Source organism: Citreicella sp. C3M06 (assembly GCF_018860705.1).
Lineage (GTDB): Bacteria > Pseudomonadota > Alphaproteobacteria > Rhodobacterales > Rhodobacteraceae > Salipiger.
In genome coordinates, this window is record NZ_JAHKQA010000002.1 from 81,178 (window position 1) to 94,894 (window position 13,717).

The window sequence follows — 13,717 nt, forward strand, 5'->3', positions numbered from 1 at the left end:
GCGGCGCGACCATGAACAGGACCGGGAGAGTATCCCGATCCTGACGTGCATGTGGGCTCAGCCCTGCATGATTTCCTTGAACTTGGCGAACCAGTCGCTTTCGTTCTGAACCTGAACCGCCGACGAAACCCGGATCAGATGTTCGAAATCTTCCGGCTCGGTCGGGTAGGACGGATCGCCCGCAAGCCCTGCCGGCGGGGTAAGACCCTCGATGACGCCCGGAAGCCCGAGACCGTCGAGCCAGATCTGCTGGCTTTCCTGCGACAAGGCCAGATTGATGTACTGCTTGGCCCAGTAAAGCTCGTTCTCCGGAAGGCCCTTGGGAATCCACAGACAATCGGTGTCGAACTTACAGCCCTCTTCCGGCACGGTCCATGCCAGCTCGACGCCGTTTTTCTTGGCCGCAAGCGCGTTGGTCGAGATGGTGCAGGCCGCATCGATTTCACCATTCTGGAACCATGTGGTGAAATCCGGATCCTCACCCAGAAGCGGGTTCTGCTCTTTCATCTCGCGGACGAAGTCCCAGCAGGCATCCATGTTGTCGGGGATATCCTCAAGGCTGCCACCGCCCGCGACCTGCGCGGGGAAATGGAAGCCGATGCCGTCGTTGTAGAGCGCGATACGGCCCTTGAACTTGGGATCGAGCAGATCACGCCAGGACTTGGGCGGACCATCCGGGAACGCATCGGGGCGATAGGCCAGCACATAGACATAGCCATAGGTGTTGACCATCGGATAGCCGTCCAGCCCGACCGGCTTGGCCAGTTCGGTGGTGTTGGCAAGGTTGGTGAGATCGGAGATATCCTCGGTCACACCGCGCAGCGCCGATTTCGTCGCATTGGTGGTGGTGTCCCAGTTGATGTGGATCGGCGGCACCCGGTTCTGCGCCACGGCGGCCCAGACCTTGGGCTGGATCTCATTGTCTTCGGTCAGATCGTGACGCACGGCGATGCCGGTCATCTCGGTAAAGCGGTCGGAAACGCCCTTCTTCAGCGATTCAACCCATTCGCCGCCCCAGGCGCGGACGATGATCTCGGACGGCTTTTCGGGTTCCTGCGCAAACAGGCGGCTGGCGGGCAAGGCGGTGAGCAGAGCTGCTCCGCTGGTCGCCAGACCGGCTCGCAGAATGTTCCGGCGGGAGTATTTGATGGACATTCGGTAGTTTCCTCTGTTGGTAAGCGGCGTTTTTTCTTATGCCGCTGGGCTGAATATCTTCAGATCGCGACGGTTCCAACCAAGCGCGACGGGGTCACCAACGCGGAACAGGCCGAAACTGTCAGGATCGTGGTGATAGACGCGGAAAGTCGCGCCGCAAAGCGCCCCGATCTCGACGACATACATCTGGCGCTCGCCCTCGAAGATCGTGTCACACACGCGCCCCTCCAGTGTCATGTCGCAGGCCGCAAGCGCCTCGCGCGTTCCTGCAAGGCGGATCTGTTCGGCGCGGATCGCCGCCACCACCGGCGCCCCGGTTTCGAACCTGCGCGCGGCTGTCCCCTGCACCACAAGATCCCCAACCTTCAGATTGCCATCCGCGGTGGCCGTCCCCTCGACAAAAGAGGACAGACCGAGGAACCCCGCGACAAACGGATTTGCCGGGGCGCGGTACAGCGCCACAGGGTCGGCCTGCTGCTGGATGCGGCCCCCATCCATGACGATGACATTGTCGGAAACGACGAGCGCCTCGCGCTGATCATGGGTCACGTTGATGGTGGTGACGCCCAACTCATGCTGAATGCGACGGAATTCCAGCTGCATTTCCTCGCGCAGCTTGACATCGAGCGCGGCGAGCGGCTCGTCGAGCAGCAGAAGATCCGGCTCGAAGACCAAGGCGCGGGCGATGGCGACGCGTTGCTGTTGCCCGCCGGAAAGCTCGTTGATCCGGCGGTCGCCATACCCACCAAGTTTGACAAGATCGAGAAACTGGTCCACGCGCCCTGCGATCTGGCGCGGATTGAACCGCCGCATCTTGAGCGGGAAGGCCACGTTCTCGGCCGCAGTCATATGGGGGAACAGGGCGAGCTTCTGGAACACCATCCCGACAGAGCGACGATGCGGCGGGGCGGCATCGACGGCCTTGCCATTGATGGTGATTTCGCCTGCGGTCTGCTTTTGAAACCCGGCGATCATGCGCAACAGGGTTGTCTTACCAGAACCCGACGGACCAAGGATCGTCAGGAAGCGCCCCTTCTCCAGCTCGAAACTCGCATCGTCAACCGCAAGCGCACCGCTACCAAAATCCATCGACACATGACTTGCGCGCACGGCGACCTCGCGGGCCGCTTGGGTGGCATCTGCTTTCGCGGCGATCTGAACTGTCATCGTTGCCCCTGTGATCTGCTTTGGAGGGTAAGTAAGCACTCTTGAAATTAAAAGTATATACTTATGTCCGAACCAACTGGCAGTTTGGCCAGAAGTGGATATCTGCCTAAATTTTGGCCAGATATCCACCATCGATGACGATACAGTGACCAAAAATATAGTTGGCGCCACTTGATGCAAGAAACCGCACCGCTGCCGTCAGGTCGGGCAGATCGCCCATACGGCCTGCGGGGATATTGGCGATCATCTTCGCAACCCAGTCCTTGTCTTCGTAGAAGACGCTGGTCAAATCGGTCTCGAAATATCCCGGCGCGATGGCGTTGACGCGGATGCCCTTTGGCGCCCATTCGGCGGCCATGGCGCGGGTCATGCCGAGAACGCCGCTTTTCGATGCGCTGTAGGGCACAGCGCCCGGTACCCCAACATAAGAGGTCAGCGAGGCCAGATTGATGATGGATCCGCGTTGTGCCTCTGCCATTTTGGCTGCAACGGCCTGCGCGACAAAAAACGCCCCTTTGAGATTGGTGTCGACAATCTTGTCCCAAAGCGCCTCGTCGACATCGAGAGAATCGCGGACCGCCTCCACGCCAGCATTGTTGACAAGCACGTCGATCGGGCCAAGCGGTGCAATCTGAGAGCGGATCGCCCCCAGATCCCGTTGATCGAGACCAAGACAGACCGCTTCGCCCCCCATGTCGCGGATCTCTGCGGCGACGGACGCCAAGGCTTCGATGCTCCGCGCACTCAGGATCAGGCTTGCGCCATCGCGTGCAAACGCAAGGGCAATCTCGCGCCCGATGCCGCGGCTCGCGCCGGTGACAAACACGGTCTTGCCCGTGAAGTCGAACCTGACATCGGTCGCGATGCTATTTTCATCTTGCATTCGTCCTCGGTCCCATAATTGTATGTATATACATATGTGTGGTAAATCGCCACGCTTGAGTCAACGGAGATTATCATGACGCCCCCCAGGTTTCCCGCCAGACCGGAGCTTGCCTCTCTCAAGCCGTACAATTCCGGGCTGACAGTTACTGACGTTGCGAGCCGTGCCAAGGGGCATCCCATTGCAAAGCTGGCCTCGAACGAAAATCCGCACGGCCCCAACGCCGCAATTCAGGCGGCGATGCGCGATGCGATCGCGCGCCCCTTTGTTTATCCCGATCCTTCCGCCCGTGCGCTTGCCGATACAATCGCACTGCTGACCGGCGCCGACAAAGACCGGGTCATCCTCGGAGACGGATCGGAAGACTTGCTCAACGTTCTGGCCCGTGCCGTGTTGAACCCGGGCGATGAGGTGGTGACCCTGTTCCCCTCCTTCCCGCTTCACGAGGATTACGCCATCATGATGGGGGCCAAAGTGACCCGCATCGGCCTGACCCCGTCGTACCAGATCGATATGGACGCGCTTCTGGACGCCGCCGCGCGGCCGGTGCGCCTTACGCTTCTTGCCAACCCGATGAACCCCGCGGGGCTCTGGCTTGGCCCCGAAGAGCTCGACGCATTGCTGGCGGCGCAAAACCCCGGGAGCCTGCTGTGCCTTGATGAAGCCTATGTCGAATATGCCGCCGGTCCGGATTATGCCTCGGCAACGGAACGTCTCGCCAAGCATGACAAGCCGCTATTGATCCTGCGCACCTTTTCCAAGGCCTATGGGCTGGCCGGATTGCGCATCGGCTATGGCATCTCCAACAGCGATGACGTGATCGATGCGATGAACCTTGTCCGAACGCCTTTCAACACCAATGCCGTGGCGCAAGCCGCAGCGCTCGCGGCGTTGACCCACACCGAAGAGATGGCGCAGGCCGTGTCCCACACACTGCGCGAACGGGCGCGGATGGCCGAGCGCCTGACCGCTCTGGGCCTGCGCGTTTTGCCATCCAAGGGGAACTTCCTGTTCGTGGATTGCGGGCAGACCTCTTGCGATGTCGCGGATCGGCTCATCGGCTTCGGCGTGATCGTGAAACCGTGGAAACAGGAAGGCTTTGAGAGCTTTCTGCGCGTCTCGGTTGGTCTCGACTGGGAAAATGACCAGTTTCTGGAGGCAATGGCCCGGGTTCTTTGACCCGGGCACCTCGCCTGTCCGTGGATTGCGGCGCGGCTCAGGTGAGCACGTGCCGCAAGACGTCGGCAAACCGAGCCTGCACGGCATCGCGGTGAATGTGCCGCCCCGCGCGCACCACATGCGCCCCGGCTGCCCAGACATCGCTCACGGCGACATCGCGCCCGAAAATCCACCGATCGAGCAGCGCGTCGCCCTGCCCCAGCCCCAGCGGATCGGCCAGCGCAACCAGATCTGCCGGCGCACCGGAAGCGATGAGCGGAGCAGGCGCATCAAGCGCCTGCGCCCCGCCCGCAAGCGACGCATCGAACAGGTGACGCCCCGTCGATCCGCCTTCGGGGGCCAGCACATTTCGAGCACGGGTGTGCAGGCGCTGACCATATTCGAGAACCCGCAATTCCTCCGCGACATCGATCCGCACATTTGAATCCGTGCCGATGGCGACCCTGCCGTCAGCCGCAAGGAATTCCGGCGCCGGAAACAGACCATCGCCGAGGTTGGCTTCGGTCACGGGACACAGGCCTGCGACAGCCTTAGACGCCGCGATGCGCTGCATCTCGGATGCGGTCAGATGGGTGGCGTGGATCAGGCACCAATCGGCATTCACCTCGGCATGATCGAACAACCAGTCGACCGGACGCTGGCCGTAAAAGGCCAGACAGTCCTCGACCTCTTTGACCTGCTCCGAAATATGAGTATGGATTTTCCGTCCCGGAAGCGCGCCGCAAAGTGCCGACAGCTCCTCGTGGCTCGTGGCGCGCAGCGAATGCGGCGCGAACCCGACACGGTCTTGCGGGCGCGACAGACGCGCCTCGCAGCGCGCGACCAGATCGACAAACCGATCTACAGAATGAATAAAGCGGCGCTGCCCGTCGCCCGGCGCCTGCGGGCCAAACCCTCCATGGGCGTAAAATACCGGCAGATGAGTCAGCGCGATCCCGGTCTGCTCTGCCGCCGCGAAAATACGGTCCGACAACTCGGCAGGATTGTCGTAGGGGGTGCCATCTTTGCCGTGGTGCAGGTAGTGGAATTCCCCAACGCGGGTGTATCCGGCTTCGAGCATCTCGACATAGGCCATTTCGGCCAGAGCGCCGACATCCTCCGGGCTGACGCAGAGCGCGAAGCGATACATCATCTCCCGCCACGTCCAGAAACTTTCGCGCCCGGCGCTCCTGACCTCTGTCAATCCCGAATGGCCGCGCTGGAACGCATGGCTATGCACATTGGGCATGCCAGGGATCAACGTGGCGACGCGGGCATCGCCCGAACGTTGCGTGGCGCCAATTTCGACCGATCCGATGTGCCCGTCCGCAATATCGAGCCGAACATTGTTTTCCCACCCTGTCGCCAAGAGGGCCTTGTGCGCAAAAATCATGTCTCGCTGCTCCGTTTTTGTCGGCACATCTCTGTAGACGCGTGAAAAGACATAGAATCGTCTTCCTTAGTGACTTTTATTATGTATATACTTATAAAATCACAGCGCAAAGACCAAATCCCCGCAACCCCAACGGCGCACACAGGGAACTCATGTCCGACCCGATCCTTCTTTCAAACGCTCGCCTCTCCGACGATGCCGCCGGTCTTGTCGATATTTCCATGCGAGACGGTCGCATCACTGCAATCGGTGCCGGGCTTGCACAGGACGGCCACGAGGTTCTCGATTGCGAGGGACGGCTGGTCACGCCCGGACTGATCGATTGCCACACGCATATCATTCACGGCGGCGACCGAAGCGGCGAATTCGAAATGCGTCTAGAAGGCGCGACCTATCAGGACATCGCGCGGGCGGGCGGCGGGATCGTCTCCTCCGTCGCGGCCACCCGCGCGCTCGACCCCGAGGCGCTGGTTGCGGCCTCTCTGCCGCGCATTGACGCCCTGCTCTCGGAAGGCGTGACGACGCTCGAGATCAAATCGGGGTACGGGCTGTCGATCGCCTCCGAACTCAACATGCTGCGCGCCGCCCGCCGCGTCGAGGCGCTGCGCCCGGTCCGTGTCACCACCACATGGCTCGCGGCCCATTCCATGCCGAAGGATTTCGAGGGCAGCAAAACCGACTACATCCATGACGTCGCCATCGCCGGGCTGATCGAGGCCCATGCCGAAGGGCTGGTCGATGCCGTGGACGCCTTTTGCGAATCCATCGCGTTCTCTGCCGAAGACATCCGCCCCCTGTTCGACAAGGCGCGCGAGCTGGGCCTTCCCGTCAAGCTGCACACTGAACAGCTCACCCGCTCGGGCGGCACGGCGCTTGCCGCCGAGTTCGGCGCGCTCTCCGTCGATCATTTCGAATATGCCGACGAGACAGACGTCGCCCAGATTGCCGCCTCCGGCAGCGTCGCGGTGTTGCTGCCCGGCGCCTATTACATGCTCAACGAAACGCAGAAACCGCCTGTCGCGGCGCTGCGCGAGGCCGGTGTGCCCATGGCATTGGCAACCGATTGCAACCCGGGAACTTCGCCGCTCTCATCGCTTCTGACCACCATGAACATGGGCGCGGTGCTGTTCGGGCTGACGGTGCGCGAATGTCTGGATGCGGTCACGGCTCACGCGGCTCAGGCCCTCGGTCGCGCGGGCGACATCGGCGTTCTGGCGCCCGGCGCATCTGCGGATCTGGCGATCTGGAACGTCGAACGCCCCGCGCAGCTTGTCGCGCGTCTTGGCCACCACCCCCTTCACAAACGTATCTTCAAAGGAGCCGTCGTTCATGGCTGAAGTGCTTATTCCCGGGCAGGTGTCTTTGCGGACCCTGGCCGACATCTATTGGAACGCGACCGATGTGGTACTCTGCGACTCCGCCTATCCCGGCATCGAGCGCGCCGCGGCGCGCATCGCCGAAGTGGCCGCGGGAAACGCACCGGTTTACGGCGTCAACACCGGTTTCGGCAAGCTGGCCTCGATCCGGATCGAAAGCGCGGATGTGGCGACGCTTCAGCGCAACCTGATCCTCAGCCATTGTTGCGGGGTCGGGACACCGCTCTCGCCCGAAGTCGTGCGCCTCGTCATGGTGCTGAAACTCATGTCGCTCGGGCGCGGCGCATCGGGGGTTCGCAGCGACATCATCGACATCATGCAGGCGATGCTCGCCGCAGGGGTCCTTCCTGTCATCCCGGAAAAAGGCTCTGTCGGGGCCTCCGGAGACCTCGCCCCGCTGTCACATATGGCCGCGGCGATGATCGGAGAAGGCGAAGCCTTTTATCAAGGCGAGCGTCTTGCCGCCCGCGATGCGTTGACGCGCTGCGGCCTTTCGCCCGTGACCCTCTCGGCCAAGGAAGGACTCGCGCTGATCAACGGCACGCAGGTCTCCACGGCGCTGGCGCTCGCCGGACTGTTCCGCGCCGAGCGCGCGCTGCAAGGCTCGATCGTGACGGGGGCGCTGTCGACCGATGCCGCCATGGGCTCCACGGCGCCGTTTGCCGAAGAAATCCACACCCTGCGCGGTCATCGCGGTCAGATCGAAGTTGCGGCGACCCTGCGCAATCTTCTGGCGCAGTCTGAAATCCGCGCCAGCCACGCCGACAATGACGAACGTGTTCAGGACCCTTATTGCCTGCGCTGCCATCCGCAGGTTTCGGGCGCCTGCCTTGACCTTCTGCGCCAAGCGGCAAGCACGCTTGAGATTGAAGCCAACGCCGCCACCGACAACCCGCTGGTGCTGTCCAATGGCGATGTGGTTTCCGGCGGCAACTTCCATGCCGAGCCAGTCGCCTTTGCCGCCGATATGATCGCCCTCGCCGTGGCCGAGATCGGCTCCATCGCACAACGTAGGATTGCCATGCTGGTCGATCCAGCGCTGAGCTTTGGTCTGCCGGCCTTCCTGTCGCCCAAACCCGGACTCAACTCCGGGTTGATGATTGCCGAAGTGACCTCTGCCGCGCTTATGAGCGAGAACAAGCAGCTCTCGCATCCGGCCTCGGTCGACTCGACCCCGACATCGGCCAATCAGGAAGACCATGTGTCCATGGCCTGCCACGGCGCCCGCCGCCTGCTGCAGATGACGCAGAACCTGTTCCACATCATCGGAATCGAGGCGTTGACCGGCGCGCAGGGCGTCGAATTGCGTGGCCCGCTAACCACCTCCGCGCCGCTTTGCGCCGCGATCACCGTCCTGCGCGAAGACGTCGCCGCCATCGTCAACGATCGGCTCATGGCGCCCGACCTTGAAGCGGCGGCCGAGCTGGTTCACTCGGGCAAGCTGGCCCGCTCGGTCTACGACCTGCTGCCCGAGGTGTTCTGATGGATCCAGTCCGGATTACACGTGGCAACAGCCCGCTTGTGCTAAGCTCGCCCCATACCGGCACTTTTGTGCCCGATGACATCCGGGCCAAGCTCAACGACGAGGGACAGCGCCTGCGCGACACCGATTGGCATATCGAAGAACTCTATGCGGGGCTGATCCCCGATGCGACATGCGTGCAAGCCACCTTTCATCGCTATGTCATCGACGCCAACCGCGACCCGTCGGGGCAATCGCTCTATCCGGGGCAGACGACCACGGGTCTGGTGCCGCTAACCACCTTCGACAACACACCGATCTGGCGGGAGGGCGACGAGCCAAACGCCGCCGAGGTTGCCCGCCGCACGGCGCAATTCCATGCCCCATATCATGCCGCGCTCGCGGCCGAACTGGCGCGGGTAAAGGCGATCCATGGCTATGCGGTGCTTTATGATTGCCACTCGATCCGATCAGTCATTCCATGGCTCTTCGAGGGCACCCTGCCCGATTTTAACATCGGCACCGATGGCGGGCGCACCTGCGACCCCCGGATCGAGGCAGCCGCCCATGCGGGCACACAGGCGACAAGGCGCACAGAGGTGCTGAACGGTCGTTTCCGCGGCGGCTGGACCACCCGCCACTACGGCCAGCCATCTCAAGGGATCCACGCGATCCAGATGGAACTGGCGCAGGCCTCACATCTGGCGAGCGAAGAGCCCCCATTCGCCCTGAGCGAGGCGAAATGCACAATTCTGCGCCCGCAGCTCACCGATATTCTGACCCGAATCCTGCACGCCGCGGCCGAGGCCGCAAGACATGCCCCCCAGCACTGAAAGGCCCGAAAAGATGACCAATCCCCGTCACAATCAACGCGACATCTTCCCGCCCACCGGGACCGAGCTCAACGCGAAAAGCTGGCTCACCGAGGCGCCGCTGCGGATGCTGATGAACAACCTGCATCCCGATGTGGCCGAGAACCCGCATGAGCTTGTCGTCTATGGCGGCATCGGGCGCGCCGCGCGCACATGGGAAGACTTCGACGCCATCGTCGCGGCGCTCAAGGATCTTGAGGCCGACGAGACCCTGCTCGTGCAATCGGGCAAACCCATTTCCATCGTGCGCACCCATCCCGATGCGCCGCGCGTTCTGATCGCCAATTCGAACCTCGTGCCGAACTGGGCCAATTGGGAGCATTTCAACGAATTGGATAAAAAAGGCCTGATGATGTACGGCCAGATGACCGCCGGGTCGTGGATCTACATCGGCGCGCAGGGCATCGTTCAGGGCACCTATGAAACCTTCGCCGAAGCGGGCCGTCAGCATTATGGCGGCGACCTGACCGGCAAGTGGATCCTGACCGGCGGGCTGGGCGGCATGGGCGGCGCGCAGCCGCTGGCCGCTGTCATGGCCGGGGCCTGCTGCCTTGCTGTCGAATGCGACGAGACCCGCGCCGATTTCCGCATCCGCACCCGCTATTGCGATGAAAAGACCCATGATCTTGACGAAGCGCTGGCGATGATCGAACGCTGGACCAAGGCGGGCGAGGCGAAATCCGTGGCGCTGATCGGCAATGCCGCCGATGTCTTCCCCGAGATCCTGCGCCGCATGCAGGCGGGCGAAGCGCTCCCCAATGCGCGCCCCGATATCGTCACCGACCAGACCTCTGCCCATGACCCGTTCCACGGCTATCTGCCGAGCGGCTGGAGCGTCGCCGAATGGCGCGAGAAACAGGAAAGCGATCCGGAAGCGGTGAACCGCGCCGCGCGGGCGTCGATGAAGGATCACGTCGAAGCCATGGTCGGTTTCTGGAACGCCGGTGTGCCGACCCTCGATTATGGCAACAACATTCGCCAGATGGCGCAGGAAGAAGGGCTCGAAAACGCCTTTGCCTTCCCCGGCTTCGTGCCCGCCTATATCCGTCCGCTGTTTTGCAAAGGCATCGGGCCGTTCCGCTGGGCGGCGCTGTCGGGCGATCCCGAAGATATCTACAAGACCGATCAGGCGATGAAGGAGCTGTTCCCCGAGAACGAGCATCTGCACCGCTGGCTGGACATGGCGCGCGAGCGCATCGCCTTTCAGGGGCTTCCCGCGCGGATCTGCTGGATCGGCCTTGGCGATCGTCACCGGGCTGGCCTCAAGTTCAACGAGATGGTCGCCAGTGGCGAGCTGAAAGCCCCGGTGGTGATCGGGCGCGATCATCTGGATTCCGGCTCTGTCGCCTCGCCCAACCGCGAAACCGAATCCATGCGCGACGGCTCCGATGCGGTTTCCGACTGGCCGCTGCTCAACGCGCTGACCAACACCGCCTCTGGCGCGACATGGGTGTCGATCCACCATGGCGGCGGCGTCGGCATGGGCTTCTCGCAGCACTCCGGCGTGGTGATCTGCGCCGACGGCACGCCCGAGGCCGCCAAGCGGCTGGAACGCGTGCTGTGGAACGATCCGGCCTCGGGCGTCTGGCGCCATGCCGATGCGGGCTACCCCGAGGCGATTGAATGTGCAAAGGCACATGGCCTGCGCCTGCCGCGGATCCTTGGATCATGAGCAAGATCTACCCGGGGGTGGAGCGTCGCTTCACCCCTTGGAAAAACGGCGGCGGCGAGACCGCCGAGATCCTCTGCAAGCCAGAGGGCTCCGGGTTCGACAATTTCGACTGGCGGATCAGCACTGCGAAGGTCGGCCAATCCGGCCCCTTCTCGACCTTTCCCGGCATCAACCGGGTGCTCACGGTGATCGAGGGCGGTGCGATGCGCCTCACCTTTGCCGATGGCCAGATCATCGATTGCCAGCCGGACGGGGTGCCGCATTGCTTTTCGGGGGAGACGCTCTGTGTCGCCGAGCTACGCGGCGCAGAGCTGCTCGATCTGAACCTGATGGTGCGCGCGCCCCTGCTCGGCGCGGTCTATCAAAGCGGCGCGCACGTCCCGGGCGACGATCTATTGGCCTGTTATCTTTTTGCGTTGGATGACATGCCCTGTTTCGGGCTGAACCGGCACGATCTTCGCGACCTGCCGCTTGCCAGCGTCACTGTGCCTGACAACGCGCTTGTCCTGACGATCCGGCGCGGGAACGGCTGAGCTCAGACGCCGAACTTCCCGTCGAACTCAGCGATCAGCTGATGCGCTTCACCGGGATAGAGCAATCGCGCGCAGGTCACCCAATGGGCATCGATCTGCGTGCGACGCAGCATTTCGAGACAGGCCGCGCCCACCGGCAGCTCCAGTAGCGTCGCGTCGCGCCCCGATACATTAAGCGCCCGCACATGGTGCCGCGCCTTGGTCCACGGGATGGTTTTCAAAAGCCAGGATCCCGGCACTTCCTTGTTGAAATCGACGCTCATGGCATCGGGCACCAACGTGGTATTGATCACCCGCGTTTCGAGACAGAAGGGTTCATCGTTCGAATAATGCAGCCCCTGAAGGAACAGCGCTTTGTCCTGTGCCTCGTCTTCGTTCAAGCTTAGAAGACGACGGTCTTGGGCATTTCCGGCGCGGCTTTCGCAGGACTGCAGAGACCATTTGTACCGCCGCCCAAGCGCAGCGACCTCCTCTGCGATATTGTTGATCGCAAGCACGGCGGATTCCGCGCGCGGCTGCGCCACGACCGTGCCGATACGCTTGCGCCGGATCACGTAGCCTTCCGAGGCAAGGCGGATCATCACCTTGTTCATGGTCATGCGAGAGACGCCATATTGCTCTGCAAGCTCGGTCTCTTTGGGAAGCAGGAAGCCCGGCGGCCAAGTGCCATCGATGATCTTACGAGAAAATTCGTTCAGAATTCGGCCATGCAGCGTTTCCGACTTTTCTCTTGCCATTCGACTTCTCGTCTTACTCAACGGTTTCGTACGTCCCCGTCATAGAAGAGAACATGACCTCTCTTATCCAGATACCTTGGCAGGGTGCCCAAGTATATACTTCGATTATTTCCGACGCCGCGGAACCGGCGGCTGCAATGGCACGTGCTGAATTCTACAGGCGCTGTAAATTATACCGGCCATGCGCAGGCTCAGGGGAGACCGGAATGTCAGCCAGACGGCATCGGCAATCACGCCGTGCAGGAAGTGGTGGCGGCGATAGTGGCGGGCGTTGGTCATGCCATCGTTTACGCGGCCAGCCGCATTCACTTTACGGTCCCGCGGAACGGGATCGCCATTCGCCGCCCCCGCTTGGGTGCCATTCGCGTTCAAGCAAAGCAGCCCTTTATCGATCAGTGCCGTTCCCGGGGCAACGGCCGAGCTTCACGCGAGATCTTCGCGATACCGGGTGGGAAGGCCACTCCCACCCGGGTGGATCATATCGAATGACGGGCGGTGTCTACCCCCATTCAGGCGCGTTCGCGAGCTGGGAAAGCGGGACGCGGGCAATGTCCTCGAAGGCTTCCAGAATGCGCTCGACGGCGTGGTCAAGCGTCGCTTCGCCCTTTTCTGCGGTCGCGAGCGAGGCATTCCCGCAGGCGCCGCCCGGATTCATGTCCTGCACCTGCCACGCGGGTTTGATCGCGCTCTGCAGGCCCATGTTGCGATAGTTTGCGTCCCAGTCCTGCGCGGTGGACCTGAAGTCGCGCGCCTTTTCCATGACGACATTTTCCGGGTCGAGGGCGAGCATGACAGAGGTTTCCATGTCGCCGGCATGGATGCCGTAGCGCCGTTCGCTGTCGGTATAGAGCCCCTCGGGCATGCCGAAACCGGACCACGCCATGCAAAAGACCAGCATATCGCAGCGAACGCGCAGTTCGCGCGCGACGATATCCATGACGCTGATGTTGCCGCCGTGGCTGTTGAGCAGGACCATCTTGCGCACCCCAGAGCGGGCGACGCTTTCGCCGATCTCGATCCACATGGCGATCAGCGTCGCGGCGGAATGGGTCAGCGTGCCCGGATAGCGCAGATGCTCGTTGCTCTTGCCGATGGCCTGAAAGGGCAGGAACAGAACCGGGCTGTCCTCGGGCAGTCGCTCGGCGAGGCGGGCAACGATCCCCGAACCGATCGTGGTGTCGACCGAAATCGGCAGGTGCGGGCCGTGCTGTTCCGTGGCGCCCACCGGCAGCACCGCGATGAGCTTGTCATGGTCCAGCTTTGCAAAGGCTTCGCTGGTGTAATCCGACCAGTAATGTTTCAACGGTGT

At 62.5% G+C, this 13,717-nt stretch carries 12 protein-coding genes; 6 read left to right on the top strand and 6 right to left on the bottom strand.

Translation table 11 applies throughout. The annotated features are described in order from the left end of the window. Window positions 1-57 precede the first annotated feature (57 nt). The 3 genes from KO516_RS00405 to KO516_RS00415 form a co-directional block, all read right to left on the bottom strand. Window positions 58-1,155, bottom strand: coding sequence for a PotD/PotF family extracellular solute-binding protein (locus KO516_RS00405; RefSeq protein WP_216001822.1), 1,098 nt, complete (start codon window positions 1,153-1,155; stop codon window positions 58-60). Between the two features lie 36 nt (window positions 1,156-1,191). Continuing rightward, window positions 1,192-2,322, bottom strand: coding sequence for an ABC transporter ATP-binding protein (locus KO516_RS00410; protein ID WP_216001823.1), 1,131 nt, complete (start codon window positions 2,320-2,322; stop codon window positions 1,192-1,194). Between the two features lie 106 nt (window positions 2,323-2,428). Continuing rightward, on the bottom strand, window positions 2,429-3,205 hold the full coding sequence (locus KO516_RS00415; RefSeq protein ID WP_216001824.1) for an SDR family NAD(P)-dependent oxidoreductase: 777 nt from the start codon (window positions 3,203-3,205) through the stop codon (window positions 2,429-2,431). Window positions 3,206-3,280: 75 nt separating this feature from the next. On the opposite strand from KO516_RS00415, the gene hisC reads away from it, so the two are divergent. Further along, on the top strand, window positions 3,281-4,384 hold the full coding sequence (gene hisC / locus KO516_RS00420) for a histidinol-phosphate transaminase (RefSeq protein ID WP_216001825.1): 1,104 nt from the start codon (window positions 3,281-3,283) through the stop codon (window positions 4,382-4,384). 37 nt (window positions 4,385-4,421) lie between these two features. On the opposite strand, the gene KO516_RS00425 is transcribed toward hisC, so the two are convergent. Further along, window positions 4,422-5,756, bottom strand: a complete 1,335-nt coding sequence (locus KO516_RS00425) for a formimidoylglutamate deiminase (RefSeq protein ID WP_216001826.1) — start codon at window positions 5,754-5,756, stop codon at window positions 4,422-4,424. A 152-nt stretch (window positions 5,757-5,908) separates the two neighbouring features. Here KO516_RS00425 and hutI point away from each other — a divergent pair, with 152 nt between their 5' ends. Genes hutI through KO516_RS00450 form a run of 5 tightly spaced genes read left to right on the top strand, consistent with a single transcriptional unit; the run spans window position 5,909 to window position 11,671 of the window. Further along, window positions 5,909-7,093, top strand: coding sequence for an imidazolonepropionase (gene hutI / locus KO516_RS00430; protein ID WP_216001827.1), 1,185 nt, complete (start codon window positions 5,909-5,911; stop codon window positions 7,091-7,093). After that, window positions 7,086-8,615, top strand: a complete 1,530-nt coding sequence (gene hutH, locus KO516_RS00435; protein ID WP_216001828.1) for a histidine ammonia-lyase — start codon at window positions 7,086-7,088, stop codon at window positions 8,613-8,615. Before hutI ends, hutH begins: the two co-directional genes overlap by 8 nt. After that, the gene (gene hutG, locus KO516_RS00440) at window positions 8,615-9,427 is read left to right on the top strand and encodes an N-formylglutamate deformylase (RefSeq protein ID WP_216001829.1); all 813 of its coding nucleotides are present in this window, start codon (window positions 8,615-8,617) and stop codon (window positions 9,425-9,427) included. The genes hutH and hutG overlap by 1 nt, the downstream gene beginning before the upstream one ends. A 13-nt stretch (window positions 9,428-9,440) precedes the next feature. Continuing rightward, window positions 9,441-11,138, top strand: a complete 1,698-nt coding sequence (gene hutU, locus KO516_RS00445) for a urocanate hydratase (RefSeq protein ID WP_216001830.1) — start codon at window positions 9,441-9,443, stop codon at window positions 11,136-11,138. Next, entirely contained in the window at window positions 11,135-11,671 is a 537-nt protein-coding gene (locus tag KO516_RS00450; protein ID WP_216001831.1) for a HutD family protein, read from the top strand. Before hutU ends, KO516_RS00450 begins: the two co-directional genes overlap by 4 nt. A 2-nt stretch (window positions 11,672-11,673) precedes the next feature. On the opposite strand, the gene KO516_RS00455 is transcribed toward KO516_RS00450, so the two are convergent. Then, on the bottom strand, window positions 11,674-12,408 hold the full coding sequence (locus tag KO516_RS00455) for a UTRA domain-containing protein (RefSeq protein WP_216001832.1): 735 nt from the start codon (window positions 12,406-12,408) through the stop codon (window positions 11,674-11,676). 499 nt (window positions 12,409-12,907) lie between these two features. After that, window positions 12,908-13,711, bottom strand: a complete 804-nt coding sequence (locus tag KO516_RS00460) for a creatininase family protein (RefSeq protein WP_216001833.1) — start codon at window positions 13,709-13,711, stop codon at window positions 12,908-12,910. Window positions 13,712-13,717 lie beyond the last annotated feature (6 nt).

Coding starts and splice junctions, on each gene's coding strand:
- KO516_RS00450 (WP_216001831.1), top strand. CDS start 11,135: ATGAGCAAGATCTACCCGGGGGTGGAGCGTCGCTTCACCCCTTGGAAA.
- hutG (WP_216001829.1), top strand. CDS start 8,615: ATGGATCCAGTCCGGATTACACGTGGCAACAGCCCGCTTGTGCTAAGC.
- KO516_RS00455 (WP_216001832.1), bottom strand. CDS start 12,408: ATGGCAAGAGAAAAGTCGGAAACGCTGCATGGCCGAATTCTGAACGAA.
- hisC (WP_216001825.1), top strand. CDS start 3,281: ATGACGCCCCCCAGGTTTCCCGCCAGACCGGAGCTTGCCTCTCTCAAG.
- KO516_RS00410 (WP_216001823.1), bottom strand. CDS start 2,322: ATGACAGTTCAGATCGCCGCGAAAGCAGATGCCACCCAAGCGGCCCGC.
- KO516_RS00415 (WP_216001824.1), bottom strand. CDS start 3,205: ATGCAAGATGAAAATAGCATCGCGACCGATGTCAGGTTCGACTTCACG.
- hutU (WP_216001830.1), top strand. CDS start 9,441: ATGACCAATCCCCGTCACAATCAACGCGACATCTTCCCGCCCACCGGG.
- hutH (WP_216001828.1), top strand. CDS start 7,086: ATGGCTGAAGTGCTTATTCCCGGGCAGGTGTCTTTGCGGACCCTGGCC.
- hutI (WP_216001827.1), top strand. CDS start 5,909: ATGTCCGACCCGATCCTTCTTTCAAACGCTCGCCTCTCCGACGATGCC.
- KO516_RS00425 (WP_216001826.1), bottom strand. CDS start 5,756: ATGATTTTTGCGCACAAGGCCCTCTTGGCGACAGGGTGGGAAAACAAT.
- KO516_RS00405 (WP_216001822.1), bottom strand. CDS start 1,155: ATGTCCATCAAATACTCCCGCCGGAACATTCTGCGAGCCGGTCTGGCG.